This is a genomic window from Amycolatopsis sp., assembly GCF_036008905.1.
GTDB lineage: Bacteria > Actinomycetota > Actinomycetes > Mycobacteriales > Pseudonocardiaceae > Amycolatopsis.
Genome location: NZ_DASYMU010000021.1, coordinates 40412 through 55196 on the forward strand (window position 1 = coordinate 40412; position 14785 = coordinate 55196).

Annotated in this window: 19 protein-coding genes and 1 pseudogene; 11 read left to right on the forward strand and 9 right to left on the reverse strand. The window is 68.2% G+C overall.

Annotation, left to right across the window (positions count from 1 at the left end; genetic code table 11):
- Window positions 1–44 precede the first annotated feature (44 nt).
- The 3 genes from VGP60_RS04005 to VGP60_RS04015 all read left to right on the forward strand — a co-directional run bounded on the left by VGP60_RS04005 (window position 45) and on the right by VGP60_RS04015 (window position 3127).
- Window positions 45–1382 (forward strand): SPFH domain-containing protein, encoded by a 1338-nt coding sequence (locus tag VGP60_RS04005; RefSeq protein ID WP_327546465.1) that lies wholly within the window; start codon window positions 45–47, stop codon window positions 1380–1382.
- 126 nt (window positions 1383–1508) lie between these two features.
- The gene (locus tag VGP60_RS04010) at window positions 1509–2576 is read left to right on the forward strand and encodes a threonine aldolase family protein (RefSeq protein WP_327546466.1); all 1068 of its coding nucleotides are present in this window, start codon (window positions 1509–1511) and stop codon (window positions 2574–2576) included.
- Complete coding sequence (locus tag VGP60_RS04015) at window positions 2573–3127, forward strand: GNAT family N-acetyltransferase (protein WP_327546467.1); 555 nt, start codon at window positions 2573–2575, stop codon at window positions 3125–3127. The genes VGP60_RS04010 and VGP60_RS04015 overlap by 4 nt, the downstream gene beginning before the upstream one ends.
- Before the next feature lie 173 nt (window positions 3128–3300).
- On the opposite strand, the gene VGP60_RS04020 is transcribed toward VGP60_RS04015, so the two are convergent.
- Complete coding sequence (locus VGP60_RS04020) at window positions 3301–3711, reverse strand: SgcJ/EcaC family oxidoreductase (RefSeq protein ID WP_327546468.1); 411 nt, start codon at window positions 3709–3711, stop codon at window positions 3301–3303.
- 189 nt (window positions 3712–3900) lie between these two features.
- Window positions 3901–4461 carry a dihydrofolate reductase family protein gene (locus VGP60_RS04025; protein ID WP_327546469.1) on the reverse strand — a complete coding sequence of 187 codons (561 nt, stop codon included), beginning with the start codon at window positions 4459–4461 and terminating at the stop codon, window positions 3901–3903.
- 72 nt (window positions 4462–4533) lie between these two features.
- Here VGP60_RS04025 and VGP60_RS04030 point away from each other — a divergent pair, with 72 nt between their 5' ends.
- Window positions 4534–5508 carry a sigma-70 family RNA polymerase sigma factor gene (locus VGP60_RS04030; protein WP_327546470.1) on the forward strand — a complete coding sequence of 325 codons (975 nt, stop codon included), beginning with the start codon at window positions 4534–4536 and terminating at the stop codon, window positions 5506–5508.
- A gap of 34 nt (window positions 5509–5542) precedes the next feature.
- Here VGP60_RS04030 and VGP60_RS04035 read toward each other — a convergent pair whose 3' ends face one another.
- Entirely contained in the window at window positions 5543–6886 is a 1344-nt protein-coding gene (locus tag VGP60_RS04035; RefSeq protein WP_327546471.1) for an MFS transporter, read from the reverse strand.
- A gap of 120 nt (window positions 6887–7006) precedes the next feature.
- Between VGP60_RS04035 and VGP60_RS04040 the strand changes: the two genes are divergently transcribed.
- The 3 genes and pseudogenes from VGP60_RS04040 (at window position 7007) to VGP60_RS04050 (ending at window position 8442) form a co-directional block, all read left to right on the forward strand.
- Window positions 7007–7582, forward strand: a complete 576-nt coding sequence (locus tag VGP60_RS04040; protein ID WP_327546472.1) for a helix-turn-helix domain-containing protein — start codon at window positions 7007–7009, stop codon at window positions 7580–7582.
- Between the two features lie 129 nt (window positions 7583–7711).
- Window positions 7712–7888: pseudogene (locus VGP60_RS04045) on the forward strand (ATP-binding cassette domain-containing protein); the annotation flags it as partial.
- A gap of 83 nt (window positions 7889–7971) precedes the next feature.
- Entirely contained in the window at window positions 7972–8442 is a 471-nt protein-coding gene (locus tag VGP60_RS04050) for a sensor histidine kinase (protein ID WP_327546484.1), read from the forward strand.
- 401 nt (window positions 8443–8843) lie between these two features.
- On the opposite strand, the gene VGP60_RS04055 is transcribed toward VGP60_RS04050, so the two are convergent.
- The 5 genes from VGP60_RS04055 to VGP60_RS04075 form a co-directional block, all read right to left on the reverse strand.
- Window positions 8844–9278: a pyridoxamine 5'-phosphate oxidase family protein gene (locus tag VGP60_RS04055; RefSeq protein WP_327546473.1), complete on the reverse strand. Its 435-nt coding sequence runs from the start codon at window positions 9276–9278 to the stop codon at window positions 8844–8846.
- 28 nt (window positions 9279–9306) lie between these two features.
- A complete protein-coding gene (locus tag VGP60_RS04060; protein ID WP_327546474.1) occupies window positions 9307–9876 on the reverse strand; it encodes a TetR/AcrR family transcriptional regulator in 570 nt (189 codons plus the stop codon).
- A complete protein-coding gene (locus VGP60_RS04065; protein WP_327546475.1) occupies window positions 9873–10697 on the reverse strand; it encodes an SDR family NAD(P)-dependent oxidoreductase in 825 nt (274 codons plus the stop codon). The genes VGP60_RS04060 and VGP60_RS04065 overlap by 4 nt, the downstream gene beginning before the upstream one ends.
- Before the next feature lie 89 nt (window positions 10698–10786).
- Window positions 10787–11560 carry an SGNH/GDSL hydrolase family protein gene (locus tag VGP60_RS04070; RefSeq protein ID WP_327546476.1) on the reverse strand — a complete coding sequence of 258 codons (774 nt, stop codon included), beginning with the start codon at window positions 11558–11560 and terminating at the stop codon, window positions 10787–10789.
- A gap of 34 nt (window positions 11561–11594) precedes the next feature.
- Window positions 11595–12110: a CGNR zinc finger domain-containing protein gene (locus tag VGP60_RS04075; protein WP_327546477.1), complete on the reverse strand. Its 516-nt coding sequence runs from the start codon at window positions 12108–12110 to the stop codon at window positions 11595–11597.
- Between the two features lie 25 nt (window positions 12111–12135).
- Here VGP60_RS04075 and VGP60_RS04080 point away from each other — a divergent pair, with 25 nt between their 5' ends.
- A complete protein-coding gene (locus VGP60_RS04080; RefSeq protein WP_327546478.1) occupies window positions 12136–12327 on the forward strand; it encodes a hypothetical protein in 192 nt (63 codons plus the stop codon).
- 252 nt (window positions 12328–12579) lie between these two features.
- Window positions 12580–12735, forward strand: coding sequence for a hypothetical protein (locus VGP60_RS04085; protein ID WP_327546479.1), 156 nt, complete (start codon window positions 12580–12582; stop codon window positions 12733–12735).
- Here the strand turns inward: VGP60_RS04085 and soxR are convergent, their stop codons facing one another.
- The gene (gene soxR, locus VGP60_RS04090) at window positions 12736–13194 is read right to left on the reverse strand and encodes a redox-sensitive transcriptional activator SoxR (RefSeq protein WP_327546480.1); all 459 of its coding nucleotides are present in this window, start codon (window positions 13192–13194) and stop codon (window positions 12736–12738) included.
- 73 nt (window positions 13195–13267) lie between these two features.
- Here soxR and VGP60_RS04095 point away from each other — a divergent pair, with 73 nt between their 5' ends.
- A complete protein-coding gene (locus tag VGP60_RS04095; protein ID WP_327546481.1) occupies window positions 13268–13798 on the forward strand; it encodes an NAD(P)H-dependent oxidoreductase in 531 nt (176 codons plus the stop codon).
- Window positions 13799–13822: 24 nt separating this feature from the next.
- Window positions 13823–14743: a phosphotransferase gene (locus VGP60_RS04100; RefSeq protein ID WP_327546482.1), complete on the forward strand. Its 921-nt coding sequence runs from the start codon at window positions 13823–13825 to the stop codon at window positions 14741–14743.
- The last annotated feature ends 42 nt before the right edge of the window (window positions 14744–14785 follow it).

A 14785-nucleotide genomic window follows, 5' to 3' on the forward strand; every position in this document is an offset into this window, starting at 1 on the left:
CCGACCACCAAAACTGAAGAAACGACACCGAGAAGAGGAAAGTTTTGTCGACGATAGCGATAGTCGTTGTCGCGCTGATCGTGCTCTTCGTGATCGTCACGGTCGCGAAGGCGATCATGGTGGTCCCGCAGGCGCAATCGGCGGTCATCGAGCGACTGGGCCGGTTCCGTACCGTGGCCTCACCCGGGCTGACGTTCCTGGTGCCGTTCCTGGACAAGGTGCGCGCCCGGATCGACCTCCGGGAGCAGGTCGTCTCGTTCCCGCCGCAGCCGGTGATCACCGAGGACAACCTGACCGTCTCCATCGACACGGTCGTGTACTTCCAGGTCACCGACTCGCGTGCCGCGGTCTACGAAATCTCCAACTACATCGTCGGTGTCGAGCAGCTGACCACCACCACGCTGCGTAACGTCGTCGGTGGCATGAGCCTCGAGCAGACGCTGACCTCGCGTGACTCGATCAACACGCAGCTGCGCGGCGTCCTCGACGACGCGACCGGCCGCTGGGGCATCCGCGTCGGCCGCGTCGAGCTGAAGGCGATCGACCCGCCGCCGTCGATCCAGGACTCGATGGAAAAGCAGATGCGCGCCGACCGTGAGAAGCGCGCGATGATCCTCACCGCCGAAGGTCAGCGGGAAGCGTCGATCAAGACCGCCGAGGGTCAGAAGCAGAGCCAGATCCTCGCCGCGGAAGGTGCCAAGCAGGCCACCATCATGGCCGCCGAGGCGGAGCGGACCTCGCGGATCCTGCGCGCACAGGGTGAACGTGCCGCGCGGTACTTGCAGGCGCAGGGCCAGGCGAAGGCGATCGAGAAGGTGTTCGCCGCCATCAAGGCCGGCCGCCCGACGCCGGAAGTCCTTGCCTACCAGTACTTGCAGACCCTGCCGCAGCTGGCGCAGGGCGACGCGAACAAGGTCTGGATGATCCCGAGCGACTACGGCAAGGCCCTCGAGGGCTTCGCCCGCACGCTCGGCGCGCCCGGCGACGACGGCGTCTTCCGGTACGAACCGGCCGCCGACGACCACACCGAGCGGCCCGTCCTCGACGACGACGAGGTCTCCGACTGGTTCGACACCTCCACCGACCCGCGGATCGCGGAAGCCGTCCGCGCGGCCGAAGCCGTGGCACGCCAGGAAGTCCCGGGCGTGCTGGGCTCAACCCCGCGGCCGAAGCCCGTCGTGGTGGAGGAGGAGCCCGAAGAGCCGCAGCAGCCGCCCGCCGAGGAGTCGACCCGGCAGATCCCGCCGCCTCCGCGCCCGCAGGCCCCCGGCGCCACCGGCTACCAGCAGGGTCCGCCTCCCGGCCAGTTCGGCGGCCCTGGCCCGTCCGGACCGCCCAGCGGCCCGTTCCCGCAGCAGGGCCCGTTCGGCGGCCCCCGCTAGTCAGTCCCTCCATGGCCACCTTGGTTGCGGTCAACGCAACCAAGGTGGCCATGTGGTTTTTGGTGAGGCGACGTGCGCGCGGAAATGGAAGTGCGCGGCAACGGCGTCCGGCTTTAAGGTGCGAAGGTGCCTGACGAACCTGTGATCAGCCGTTCCCTGTTCCTGCACGCACCTATTCGGCGCATGCCGCACGACGTCCTGACGCGGTTGCTCGACCGGCTCCCCGCGGACACCCCGGAAACCGCGCCCGTCGCCCAGTTGGAAGAGCGCATCGCGGCGTTGCTGGGCAAGGAAGCCGCGTTGTTCTTCCCATCCGGCACGATGGCTCAGCAGGCCGTGTTGCGCGTGCACGCCGAGCGCACCGGGCGCCATGCGTTCGCGGCGCATCCCCAGTGTCACCTCGACGTCTGGGAGAAGCAGGGCTACAGCGCCGTGCACGGCCTGCGGTTCCACGCCGTCGGCGACCGCTATGAACTGATGACCCTGGAAGCTCTCCGCGAGGTCGCCGAACCGCTGGCCGCGGTCGTCTGGGAACTGCCGCAGCGTGGGATCGGCGGTGAGCTGCCGACGTGGGAAGAGCTACAGGAGCAGACGGCGTGGGCGCGGCAACGCGGCGCCGCGGTCCATCTCGACGGCGCCCGGCTGTGGGAGGCGCAGACCTACTACGAGCGCCCGTTCGCCGAGATCGCCGGGCTCTTCGACTCGGTTTACGTCTCGATGTACAAGGGTCTCGAAGGGGTCCGTGGTGCGGTGCTGGCCGGTGACGCCGAGACGATCGGCGCGGTGTCCGTGTGGCGCCAGCGTCTCGGCGGGGCGGCCGCCAACGCCGCGTGGCCGTTGGCGGCGATAGCGCAACTCGGCCTCGACGACGTCCTGCCACGCGTGCCGGTGTTCCGGGACCACGCCGTCGCCATCGCCGCGGCCATCAACGCGAACGGCGTCGCGCACACCGTGCCGGACCCGCCGAAGACCCCGCTGTTCCACGTCCACCTGCCCGCGCCCAAGGCCGCGGTGGAACGCGCGGAGGCGGAACTGCAGGCCGAGCGCGGTATCCAGCTGTTCGGGCGGGCCATCACGACCGCCGACCCGCGCCGCTGCCGGTTCGAGGTCACCGTGGGGGAGAACGCGATGGACTTCAGCCCCGACGAGGTCGTCGAGCTGATCGGCGAACTGGTGAAACGAGCACTGTCATGATCTTCCTCGAAACCGAACGCCTGACGCTGCGCCGGTTCACGGTGGACGATCTCGACAACCTCGTGGCCCTCGACGGCGATCCCGAGGTCATGCACTTCATCACCGGCGGCCGGACGACGTCTCGCGAGGAGCTCGAAACGGATTTCCTGCCCGCGTTCCTCTCCTACTACGAACGATTCGACGGCTACGGCTTCTGGGCGGCCATCGAGAAGCCGACCGGCGACTTCCTCGGCTGGTTCCACTTCCGGCCACCACCGGATGCCCCGGCGGACGAACCCGAGCTGGGCTACCGGCTGCGGAAAACCGCCTGGGGCAAGGGATACGCCACCGAAGGCTCACGCGCGCTGATCCACAAGGGATTCACCGAGTTCGGCGTTCGCCGCGTCACCGCGTCCACGATGTCGGTCAACATGGCCTCCCGTGGCGTGATGGAGAAGTCCGGGCTGAGTTTCGTGCGCACGTTCTTTCAGGACTGGCCTGACGTCATCGAAGGCGCCGAACACGGCGACGTCGAATACGCCCTGACCCGCGAAGACTGGGTTTCGCGGTAACGCGATTGTCACGAGGGTGTCCACGTGAAGCCCCTGGTGGAAGTTGATCTCTGGTCGAGGCCTACTTCCACCAGGGGCTTCACGCCGTTCGACGGCAGGGCTCGAACATCGTGGCCAGCGACGTCAGACCCCTGCGTCACTACACACAATCACTGCCGGTTACCGGGAAGGGGTCACTGCCCAGGCGCCAGCACCGGGCTGTTGTGATAGGCGGCGATCAGCCACTGGCCGTCCCGCTTCTCGAAAACCCAGGTCGCGTTCGCCTTACCCGTGTCCGGAACCTCGGTCTCGCCGGCGAACAGGATGCCGGATTCGCTGACGACGATCGCGGCGTCCCTGCCGACGAAGCGGAGGCTGAGCTGCTTGTTGTAGGTCGAGCTGCCCTTGAGCGGCCCCTCGAAGGCCAGGGCCATGTTCTCGCGGATCTCGTCACGGCTGTCGCGGAGCGAGCCGGTCATGATGGCGGTCGCGTCCGCGGTGTAGTCGGCGACCATGCCGTCGGCGTCGCCGGCCTCCCACGCCTTGTAGGAGTCAACCAGTACGGCCCGGATGGCGGACTCGTCTTCCGCACGACTGTCTGACATCGGATTCTCCTTTGTGATCGGTTCGCCCGGGGTATTCCGGCGAACTCGTCACTACATACCGGCGGTGGGGTCGGAACTCATCGCGCCCGCGGTAAAGAGGTGTTGAGCAGACGTTGAGCTTGTACGTGGAGGGGAGACACGCCTGCACAAACGGGAAACACAGCCCCGCCTGCGCAGGCGTGTCTCCCGTTAGCGGCGCCGGTAGCTCAAGAGCACGGCGGCTCCCTTGCGCTCGACGGAGCTGAGCTGCAGATCTGTCGGTCCGGTATGGTCGGTGAAGAGGCGCCGGCCCTTGCCGGCCACGGTCGGGATCACCATGAGCCGGTACTCGTCGATCAGGTCGTGCTCGGCCAGCACGGTGACGACGCTGAGGCTGCCGGTGACGATGACGTCCTGGTCGCCCGTGCGGCGGCGCACCGTGCTGATCAGGTCGTCCTCGACCAGCGACGAGTTCTGCCACGCATCGGTGCTGGTCAGCGACCGCGAGGCGACGAGCTTGGGGATGGCGTTCATCTTGGTCGAGAACTCGTCGGTCTGGTTCGGCCAGATCGACGCGAAGGTCTCCCAGGTCGTGCGGCCGAGCAGCAGCACACCAGTGTCGAGAAGCGGTCCCATCCCGAACTTGTCGCCCGCGACCGGCTCGGGGCCATGGCGGAACATCCAGCCGCCGGCCGCGGTGCCGCTGGATCCGTCGGGGTCCTCGACGACGCCGTCCAGCGTGGTGTACTCGATGACGATCACGTTGTTCATGACGAACTCCTCTGTACCGGCCGGTGTGGCTCGGTACCGGTACATACCGGCGGGGTCGCTATATTCATCGCGATGAGCTCCACCAATTTCCCGCTCGACTTCGAGTCGCGCACCGAGCCGCACCGGCGCGAGCTCGTGGCGTACTGCTACCGGATGCTCGGGTCAGTGCACGAGGCAGAGGACCTGGTGCAGGAGACTCTGTTGCGGGCGTGGAAGGCGCGGGAGCGTTACGACGAGCGCAAGGCGTCGGTGCGGACCTGGCTGTATCGCATCGCGACGAACGTGTGCCTGACCGCGCTTGAGGGCAAAGCGCGCCGGCCGCTGCCTTCCGGGCTCGGCGCACCAAGCATCGATCCGGACACACCGCTGCTGCCGGCCTTCGACATACCGTGGCTGCAGCCGTTCCCCGACGCTCGGCTCGGCGACACCGGCGACCCGGCGTCACGGGCAGTCAAACGGGGCAGCATGCGACTGGCCCTGATCGCGGCCATGCAGGTGCTGCCGCCGCGACAACGCGCCATCTGGGCGCTGCGCGAGCTGCTGGAATTCAGCGCCGCCGAGGTCGCCGAGCAGCTCGACGCCTCGGTCGCCTCGGTGAACAGCGCCCTGCAACGGGCGCGAGCGGGACTGGCGGCCGCAGGCCTCGTCGAGGACGAGATCGTCCAACCCGACGACCGTGCCGTCCACGAAACCGTCGAGGCCTACGTGAGAGCTTTCGAGGCCGCCGACGTCGACACGCTGGTCGGATTGCTCACCGAGGACGCGATCCTGGAAATGCCGCCCGTGCCGCTGTGGTACCTCGGCCGCGACGACTACGGCAGCTTCATCCGGCGCGTCTTCTCGATGCGCGGCATGGGCTGGCGCATGGTTTCGACCTCGGCCAACGGCCAGCCGGCCGTGGCCGCGTATGCCCCAGACCCCGACGGCGGGCACAGGCTGCACACCCTGCAGGTTTTCGCCGTCAGGCAAGGGAAAATCGCGCACACCGTCGTGTTCCAGGATCCTGCGGTCTTCGCAGCCTTTGATCTGCCCGGCGTACTCGGCTGACGCCAACTCGGGGTCCTGTCGATCGTCGAGTGGCTCAGCGGGCGTAGGTCGCGTCGTCGGTGATGTCCTTTCGGGACCGATCCGGCAACGCCGCCAGACACAGCAAAGTGACCGTCGCGGCCAGCACCATGTACACCGAAATCGAGTACGGCGTCCCGGTTTCGTGCAGCAGCCAGGTCGCGAGCAGCGGCGCCGGGCCACCGGCGAACACCGACGCGAGCTGGTACCCGAGACCGGCGCCGCCGTACCGCAGATGCGTCGGGAAGCTCTCGCTGATCAACGCTGCCTGCGGGCCGTACTGCATCGCGTGCGGGATCATCGAGACCACGATCGCGAGGAACACCACCGTGGATGTGCCGTAGGTCAGCAGTGTGAAGTACGGGAACGCGATCACCGCGGTGATCAGCGCGCCGAGGGCGTAGACCCGTTTTCGGCCGTACTGGTCGGAAAGCCGGGAGAACAACGGGATGAAGGCGAGCTCGAGCGCGGCGCCGACGAGGACGCCGTTGAGCACGAACGTCTTGCTGAAGTCGCGTTCGGCCACCACATAGACCAGGACGTAACTGGTGAACAGGTAGAACGGCATCTGCTCGCTGAAGCGCAGCCCTGCCGAAAGCAGGATCTCCCGCCAGTGGTGTTTGATCACTTCGCGGACGGGGTTTTTCGCGGTGCGATTGGCTTTGACCACCGCGGCGAACATCGGGGTCTCGAGGATCCGCAGCCGGATCACCAGTCCGACGCCGACCAGGATGAAGCTCGCCAGGAACGGCACCCGCCAGCCCCACGACGAGAACGCCTCGTCCGACAGCGTCGCGGAGAGCAGGGTCATGCCGCCGGTACCGAGGACGAGACCGACCGGTACCCCGATCTGCGCGAAACTCCCGAGCAGGCCGCGTTTGCGCTGGTCGCCCCACTCCATCGCGAGCAGCACCGACCCGCTCCACTCGCCACCGATCGCGATGCCCTGGATCAGGCGCAACGCCACCAGGATCACCGGCGCGGCAACGCCGATGGCCGCCGTGCCGGGCAGCAGGCCGACGATCGCCGACGAGATGCCCATCAGCAGCAGGGTGATGATCAGCGTGGTCTTGCGGCCGATGCGATCGCCCCAGTGCCCGAAGATCGCCGCCCCGACCGGGCGGGCCGCGAAGCCGACGGCGTAGGTGGCGAACGACTGGATGACCCCGGCGTAGCTGCTGGAGGCGGGGAAGAACAGCTGCGGGAAGATCAGGGCCGCGGCGGTGTTGTAGAGGAAGAAGTCGTACCACTCGATGGTCGTGCCGATGGCGCTGGCCAACGCCGCGCGCCGGACCTGCGCTCTGCGTTCGGGATCAGGCGCTTCGAGTGCTTTGCTCGCTTCGTCATGTCCCAGAACCATGAAGCACCTCCTGTGACGGCCGTCACCCGAACGTGTACACCCTCTCACGTGGACCGCGGGGTCCGCATCACTTGACCGCGCTCGCGGCGCCCGTTGGGCAGCCGGGCTTACGATCACGGGATGACCGAGCCGAAACCGCTGCGTGCCGACGCCCGGCGAAACCGCGCCCGGGTACTGGACGCCGCTGAGGTCGTCTTCGCGGCGAAGGGAACCTCAGCCACCACAGAGGAAGTCGCCCGGGAGGCGGGTGTCGGTGTCGGCACGCTGTTCCGCCACTTCCCGACGAAGGAAGCGCTTCTCGAAGCGGTGCTCTTCGACCGCGTCCGCCGCTTCGCCGACGAAGCCGAACTCGTTGCCGCGGCGGACAAACCCGGCGAAGTGTTCTACACCTTCCTGACGAGCTGGGTCGAGATGTCCTCGGCGAAGAACGCGTACGGCGACGCGCTCGCGGCGGCCGGCGTCGAGATCCCGAAACCGCCGTCGATCGCGGGAATCCGGGTACTGGAAACCCTCGCGACAGTCTTGTCGCGCGCCCAGGACGCCGGTGCGGTGCGCAAGGACATCAGCGTCGACGAGCTGATCCCGGTGATCATCGGCGCTTCCCGCGCGGCCGAACACGTCGGCGGTGACACGGAACTGCGTGACCGCACCATTTCCGTCATGCTCGACAGCCTCCGGCCACGCGTCGGCTCCTGAAGGTCACGGCCTGCTGGTAGTCGGCTGGGAAGGTACTGGCAGGAACTCCGCGTCAGGGCGGTGAGCCGGTGTTCCTCCCAGCCGCGCGTCATTTTTCCGCAGCGCTGTGGAGGCAGGAGCACTTCCGCCATCGAGGCACACGGCCTCACCAAGCGCTATCGCGACAAACTCGCTGTCGACGAGTTGACCTTCGACGTCGGTTCCGGCCGCGTCACCGGCTTCCTCGGCCCGAATGGCGCCGGCAAATCCACCAGGATTCGGCTGATCCTGGGCTTGGACAGTCCGTCTGCTCATCGGGTTCGCCTCGTTCTGGGCCAGTCGGTCATCGCCGGTACCGGAGCTCCCACGGCGACCATCGGGCAACCGGGTGTGCTGCGCGCAGTCATCGGCTGTGGTCTGTACCTCGCGACGCTGGGCCTGATCGGGCTCGCCCTCGGCGCTATCGCCCACACCCCACCGGGCAGCCCGATCCGGATCCACGTCGGCACCGCCGGCGGCCTCGCGGTACTGGAGATCAGCGATCACGGCCCGGGGCTCAAGCGCCGCAGGCGGCCCGTGTCTTCGATCGCTTCTACCGCGCGGATTCCTCGCGCAGCCGCTCCACCGGCGGCGCCGGTCTCGGGCTGTCGATCGCGCTTTCCCTTGTCACCGCTCATGGCGGCGTGCTGGAGCTGCACACCACTCCGGGCGAGGGCGCGACCTTCCGGCTCGCGTTGGTCACGCTCACAGGTCGCGCGGACTCTGCGAGAGAGGCACTTGCGTGGGAAAGCGCGCCGCGTCGTGACCCCAATGCGGCGTTGGGGGCATTGAGCGACCCCAACGCCGCTTTGGGGTACTTCCAAGCCCACCCCGCGCTATGAAGCGGGCCCTTCCTCGCAGAAAACCCGACCCGGACCTTCCAGCCCTTCGGGACCCCGTTGCGTGCGCCGGTCGGGTTCTTGCCCGCGCAGTGGCTGGCTGTCAGCACCCATTGCGGCGCAAGGACTTCCACGCCGCAGCCGTGCCCGTCAGCACGCGGTGGCGCGGGGTAGGCCGGCTGGAACGAGCCCATGAACGAGTACGCCTGTGCCGACTCGGTGCCGCTCACGATGGCCTGCGCCGAGTAGGAGCTCAACAGGGTCGTGGCCAGTGCGAGCACAGCGCCGACCGGTAGGTACAGAGAACGACTTCGCATACACCTCAGCGTGTTCGGCCGATGTCAGCGGACCGCGATCGCCGTGCCATCGTTCCGTAACAAGATCACCTTCCGGGCGGCGGCCGGTTAGGAGAAGTCCTTGGTCAGCCAGCGATCCGGCCGGATCTCGACGTACTCGGGCTCACCGGCGGGGTTCTCCCCGCCGAGCTCACGCGCGATCCACGAGTCGATCCGGTCCACCGGAAGGTAGCGGCGCCCGACTCCGGCGAGTTCGTCGGCCGTCGGGCGTTCCTGCCGGACGACCGTGCCCTCGACGGTGACGTACCGGTACGGGACTTCCGTCTGCTGCACGGAGAACGACACCGTCCCGGCACGCCGGATGAGCCGCGATTTCCGGCGGTCCCTGCGCGTGATGATCCCGATGTTGCCGCCGGGCCGGTAGGCGTACCAGGTCGGTAACGCCGAGGGTGGACGGTCGTCGTCGCTGCTGACGCTCAGCACGCCGATATGGGGCTGGGCAAGGAATTCTTCGCGTTCCGCTTCGCTGAGTTTCCGTGACACGTCTGTCGCAACCCGCCTGCCGCGCCGATCATTCCCCGCTCGGCGTGGTCAGCAGCGCCACGCTGACGCCGAGGTCGCGTCGCTGGTCGTCGGTCCAGACGTTCTCGCTCCCGGCGAGGGCCAGGTTTCCGTGCGCCAGCGTCAGAATGTGGTCGAGCAGCGTGTCCGCGGGGAGCGCGGTGCTGACGAGCCCGGCCTCCTGCGCGCGGGCGACGGCGGCGACCTTGTCGGCCATCGTGCGCACCACCGGGGTCAGGGACGGCATGAGATCGGGCCGCTCCAGCGCCTGCCACAGCGACAGCCGCACGAGGTTCGTCTGGGTGCGGTAGACGTCGAAGACCTGCTGGGCGTACCCGGGCAGATCGGTGGCGTCGAAGGTCACCGAGTCCTGGGCGAGCAGGACGTGGTGCTCGAGGACGGCGTCGAACAGGCCGTCCTTGCTGCCAAAGTAGGCGTAGATCATCCGCTGGTTGGCTTGGGCGCGGTCGGCGATGCGGCCGACGCGCGCGCCCGCGAGTCCGGCGGCGGAGAACTCGGCCGTGGCGGCTTCGAGGATCCGCTGCCGGGTCGCGGCCGCGTCGCGGACAGTGCCGGTCATGCGTCGACCGAGCGGCTGAGCGCGTCCCACCGGTCCAGCTCCGCGAGTTTGCGCTGTTCGGCCTGGCGGATGTAGTCCACGGCCTGGCCGGAGAGCGGGAACCACAGCGGGGGCTCGCGCAGCTCCAGCACGCTCAGGACGACTTCGGCCGCGCGGGCCGGGTCCATACCGGTCATGGTGCTCCGCGCGTTCCTGCGCACGCCGAGCATCGGGGCGAGCGCGTCGGCGTAGTGCGCGCTAGGTTCAGCCGCTTTCATCGCGGTGTAGAGCGACGTCGCCATCGTCCCCGCCTCCACGATGGTCACCTTCACCCGGAACGGGGCCATCTCCATCGCGAGCGCCTCGGAAAACCCCTCCAGGGCGAACTTCGCGGTCACGTACGGCCCGAGTCCGGGCATCGGGGCGACGCGGCCGCTGACCGACGAAATCTGCACGATGTGCCCGCTGCGCTGGGCCCGCATCAGGGGGAGGGCCGCCCGGGTCACGTGCACCGCGCCCCACAGGTTCGTCTCGACCTGCGCCCGGAAGTCGTCGAGCGGGGTGTCTTCGAGACTGGAGATGTTCGAGTAGCCCGCGTTGTTGACCACCACGTCGACCCCGCCGAACGCCTCGACCGTGGCCGCTACCGCGTCCTCCGCCGCCCGCGGATCCGTCACGTCCAGCGCCACCGCCCGCGCCGTGTTCGGGTTGCGCTCGACCAGATCCCGCACCGCCTCGGCGTCGCGCGCCGTAGCCACCACTCGATACCCGGCCGCCAGCGCCGCCTCCGCCAACGCCCTGCCCAACCCACGGGAACTCCCCGTCACCAACACCGTCCGCATGCCCGCCCCACCCGTAAGTAACCACCTACTTACCACCGTAACCCCGCCTGTGTAGTCGTGTGGCGCGGCGGTGTAGGTGAACTACGCGATCAGGGTGCGGGGAAAGTGTCGACTGGGGTCAGGGTGGGGCGTTTGGGGGAGAGGGTGTCGCCGGAGGACTCGCCGCGCAGGCGTCGGCGGATCCACGGGACGGCGTGTTCGCGGCCCCACTGCAGGTTCTGCGCACGGCGTTCGCGGGCGCTCGGGATCTCGCGCGGGCCGAGCTCGGCGGGCGCCAGAGAGTGCGGAGCGCCGAGGAGATCGAGGACGGCGATGGCGACGTCGGTGTGGCCGAGTGCGTTGAGGTGCAGGCGGTCGGGAGCCCAGAGCCGCCGATCGCGCAGGCGCCGCATGGACCACATGTCGACGATCGCGGCACCTTGGCGGACGGCGATGCCGCGGACGTTCTCGTTGTAGATCGCGACCCGGCCGCGGATCGTGCGGAACAGCGGGTCTTCGACGCCGTCGACGCCGGTGAAGAGCATGACCTTGGCCCCGGCCTCCGTCAGCCGGGCGACGGCCTTCTCGAAGTCGTCGGTGAGCGCGTCGATGTCGACCTTGGGGCGCATGACGTCGTTGCCGCCGGCGTACAGCGTGACGAGGTCCGGCCGCAGGTCGAGGGCGTGGTCGAGCTGCTCGTTGAGGACCTGGCCGAGCAGTTTGCCGCGAACCCCGAGGTTCGCGTAGAGGAAGCCGGGCGTGTGCGCGGCCAGCTGCTCGGCGGTCCGGTCGGCCCAGCCGCGGACACCGTTGGGATAGGCGGGGTCTTCGTCGCCGACACCCTCGGTGAACGAGTCTCCGAGGCACACTAAGCGCTTGCTCATACCGTCACCTTATTCGTTCGGCCGATGTGTCCTGTCACACACGCTGCCGATCGCGGTGCTCGGAGACGTGGACCCGGGTCGCGCACCGCGTCGAGCAGTAGCGGCGCCGGCCGTTGCGGGAAGTGTCGACGAAGACGACCTCGCAGTCCTCCCGCGCGCAGGCGCCGATGCGGCCCGGGTCGTCGCAGACGAGGTGCGCCAAGCCGCCCGCGCTGTAGGCCATCACCCGGCGGACGCGATCGTCGTCGTCCAGGGCGTAGTGCAGGTGGGGGGCCATTTTGTCGTGCCGCGAGACGAACGGGCGGCACGCCGAATCCGCGAGCAGCTCGTTGACCAGGTCGACCTGTTTGTCCGGCTCCGGTGTGGCGAACACCGGCCGCAGCCGGCGTCCCCATTCGACGACGGCCGCCGCCTGGGCAGGTGTCAGGGAGGCCAGTGTCATGCCTTCGGTGCGCATCATCTCGACGAGCCGGGCCGCCGGGACATCGCCGATGTTGACCAGTCCGGCGGCGACTTGCGCGGCCGATCCTCCGTAAGGGTTGAAGTGCATTAAACCATTACAGCACCATCGAGGCATGGACGAAACCCGCTGCCCCCAATGCGCCTGGCCCACCGCCGAACTACCCCACACCGCGGAGCGCCCGATGTCCCGAGGTCGCGTCGACTACCGCCACTGCGTCTGTGGCAGCTGGCTCGCGCTCCTCAACGGCGACGTCGTCGGCGCGACCCGCCCCGCCCTCACCCAAGTGCAGTCCATGGACACCTGAGCGCGATCGGTTAGCGAATTCTTAGTGGCGCCTGCGAGGCTCGAACAACTTCGGCGCCCGGGCAACCTCATCAGATGACTCCGGCGTCATCGGCTCAAGACAGACGACAGCGAAACGATGGGGGATCGACATGATCAAGCGGACACTGGTGGCGTTCTCGCTGATTCTCGGCGCGACGATCGCACTGCCGGTCAGTGCCCAAGCCGCGACCGGAGGTTGGTGTTCCGGGGCCGCTCCCTGCACGTTGGGCTGGTGCTACGACCAGCCCGTCGACAGCCCGGATATCTGCAGGCGATGGTGATCATGCCGGGAGACAAGCTGTCGTACCTGATCATGCGCGCGCTCCCGCTGTCGGTGGGAGCGCTACCGCTCGCCGTCGGCGTGGCCATCGCCGCCCATTGCCACTGATCAGCGCGGGGCGTCGGTCTTCAACAGTCGTTGGGGGCCAGGGCCTTTCGCGCCCATCTTGTCGCCGGGGTTGACCAGCGGGCACCGGTCGATCGACATGCAGCCGCAGCCGACACAGTCGGTGAAGTCGTCGCGGAGCTGCTGGAGCCGCAACATGCGCTCCTCGAGGTCGGCCTGCCAGCACTCGGAAACGCGCGCCCAGTCTTCCCGGCTGGGCGCGTGGTCGTCCGGGAACAGGGCGAACAGCGCGGCGACCTGTGCCAGCGGGATCCCGGCGCGCTGGGCGATCCGGATCATCGCGACGCGGCGCAGCATGTCCCGGCGGTAGCGGCGCTGGTTTCCCGCGGTGCGGCGGCTGTGGATCAGGTTCTGCCGCTCGAAGAAGTGCAGCGCCGACACGGCGACTCCGCTGCGCGCGGCCAACTGCCCGACAGTCAGCTCCAACGACATCTCGCTCATGGTTCTTGACCTTAACATTGGTTTAGGTTCTAGCGTTGATCCTCGTCACACCGGACCGACCGAGGAGAACCCGATGCCCGAAACCCCGATCCGCCTTGCCGTGATCATCGGCAGCACGCGGAAAGGCCGGTTCGGCCCCACCGTGGCCCGCTGGTTCGCCGCGCAGGCCGAGTCCCGCGCCGATCTGCATGTCGACGTCATCGATCTGGCCGACGGCGAAGGCATCACCGAACGGCTCGGCGCCGCCGACGCGTTCGCCGTCGTGACCCCCGAGTACAACCACAGCTTCCCCGCCTCCCTCAAAGCCGCGATCGATGATCACTTCGTGGAGTGGCGCGCGAAACCGGTCGCGTTCGTTTCTTACGGCGGTATTTCCGGCGGGCTACGGGCGGTCGAGCAGTTACGGCTCGTCTTCGCGGAGTTGCACGCGGTCACCATTCGGGACACGGTCAGTTTCCACAACGCGCACACCAGGTTCGACGCCGCGGGGAACCCGACGAGCCCGGACGAAAGCGTTGGTGCGGCGAAGATCCTTCTCGATCAGCTGACCTGGTGGGCAGATGCCCTGCGTGAGGCCAGATTAATTCGGACCTATACCGGTTAAGCCATTCGCCTCTAAGTTGGTCTCGTGCAGAATAGCGAGGCGCTGATCGTCGCGTGGTGTGAGCGTGAACTCGGCGGAAGACCGGTCGAGTTGCTGTTCGCCACCGCGCATATGTCGGATGTCATCGGGGTGCGGCTGGACGACGGCCGCGCCGTGGTCATCAAGTCCCGTCCCGACGAAGCCGGTCGCGCGGGCTCGTGCGTCACGGTGCAACGGGTGCTCGCCGAACGGGGACTGCCGGTCGCGCGCCCGCTCACCATGGCGACCGTGGTCGAAGGACTCGCGATCCATGCCGAGGAATGGCGCCCCGGCGGCGACATGCTTCGCGGTGACGGTCCCGAGGTCGCCGCGAAGTTCGGTTCGCTGCTCGCCGACGTCGTCACCCGCACGAAGGGCGTCAACATCCGGCCGCCGCTGCCGAACCCCGTGTGGCTGTGCTGGGACCACAATGGACCCGGTGTCTGGCCGCCCTACGACTGGCACGACGCCCGCGCCGACCAGGTCCCGGTTCCCGACTACATCGAGGACACCGCGATCCGCGCACTCAACCGGTTGAGACGGGCGGATCTCCCTTTTGTGCTCGGGCACGGCGACTGGCAGGCGCAGAACATCCGGTGGCAGGGCTCGCAGCCGTACGCCATCCACGACTGGGACAGCCTGGCGTGGCTGCCGGAAGCGGCGATCGCGGGCGCGGCGTCGGGTGCCTTCGCCAGCGCGGAAAACCCGACGCTCGCGCCGCTGGAGAGCTCGGCGTGTTTCCTCGACATGTACCAGCAGGCCGCGAGGCGGCCCTTCACCTTCGACGAACTCCAGGTCGCCTGGGCGGCGAGTCTCTGGCTGGCGACGCACAACGCCCGCACGGAGGCGCTCTACGAAACCGCGCCCATCGCTGGGCAGGCGTTGCTCGAACAAGCCGACGCACGGCTGCTGCTGGCGGGGGCCTGACCCAGCGTGGCTCGTGAGTGGCTACGAGTGTTAGAACACTCG

Excerpts from the sequence above, each read along its gene's own strand:
- VGP60_RS04015 (WP_327546467.1), top strand. The coding sequence starts at position 2,573 with ATGATCTTCCTCGAAACCGAACGCCTGACGCTGCGCCGGTTCACGGTG.
- VGP60_RS04020 (WP_327546468.1), bottom strand. The coding sequence starts at position 3,711 with ATGTCAGACAGTCGTGCGGAAGACGAGTCCGCCATCCGGGCCGTACTG.
- VGP60_RS04025 (WP_327546469.1), bottom strand. The coding sequence starts at position 4,461 with ATGAACAACGTGATCGTCATCGAGTACACCACGCTGGACGGCGTCGTC.
- VGP60_RS04030 (WP_327546470.1), top strand. The coding sequence starts at position 4,534 with ATGAGCTCCACCAATTTCCCGCTCGACTTCGAGTCGCGCACCGAGCCG.
- VGP60_RS04035 (WP_327546471.1), bottom strand. The coding sequence starts at position 6,886 with ATGGTTCTGGGACATGACGAAGCGAGCAAAGCACTCGAAGCGCCTGAT.
- VGP60_RS04040 (WP_327546472.1), top strand. The coding sequence starts at position 7,007 with ATGACCGAGCCGAAACCGCTGCGTGCCGACGCCCGGCGAAACCGCGCC.
- VGP60_RS04060 (WP_327546474.1), bottom strand. The coding sequence starts at position 9,876 with ATGACCGGCACTGTCCGCGACGCGGCCGCGACCCGGCAGCGGATCCTC.
- VGP60_RS04065 (WP_327546475.1), bottom strand. The coding sequence starts at position 10,697 with ATGCGGACGGTGTTGGTGACGGGGAGTTCCCGTGGGTTGGGCAGGGCG.
- VGP60_RS04070 (WP_327546476.1), bottom strand. The coding sequence starts at position 11,560 with ATGAGCAAGCGCTTAGTGTGCCTCGGAGACTCGTTCACCGAGGGTGTC.
- VGP60_RS04075 (WP_327546477.1), bottom strand. The coding sequence starts at position 12,110 with ATGCACTTCAACCCTTACGGAGGATCGGCCGCGCAAGTCGCCGCCGGA.
- VGP60_RS04080 (WP_327546478.1), top strand. The coding sequence starts at position 12,136 with ATGGACGAAACCCGCTGCCCCCAATGCGCCTGGCCCACCGCCGAACTA.
- soxR (WP_327546480.1), bottom strand. The coding sequence starts at position 13,194 with ATGAGCGAGATGTCGTTGGAGCTGACTGTCGGGCAGTTGGCCGCGCGC.
- VGP60_RS04095 (WP_327546481.1), top strand. The coding sequence starts at position 13,268 with ATGCCCGAAACCCCGATCCGCCTTGCCGTGATCATCGGCAGCACGCGG.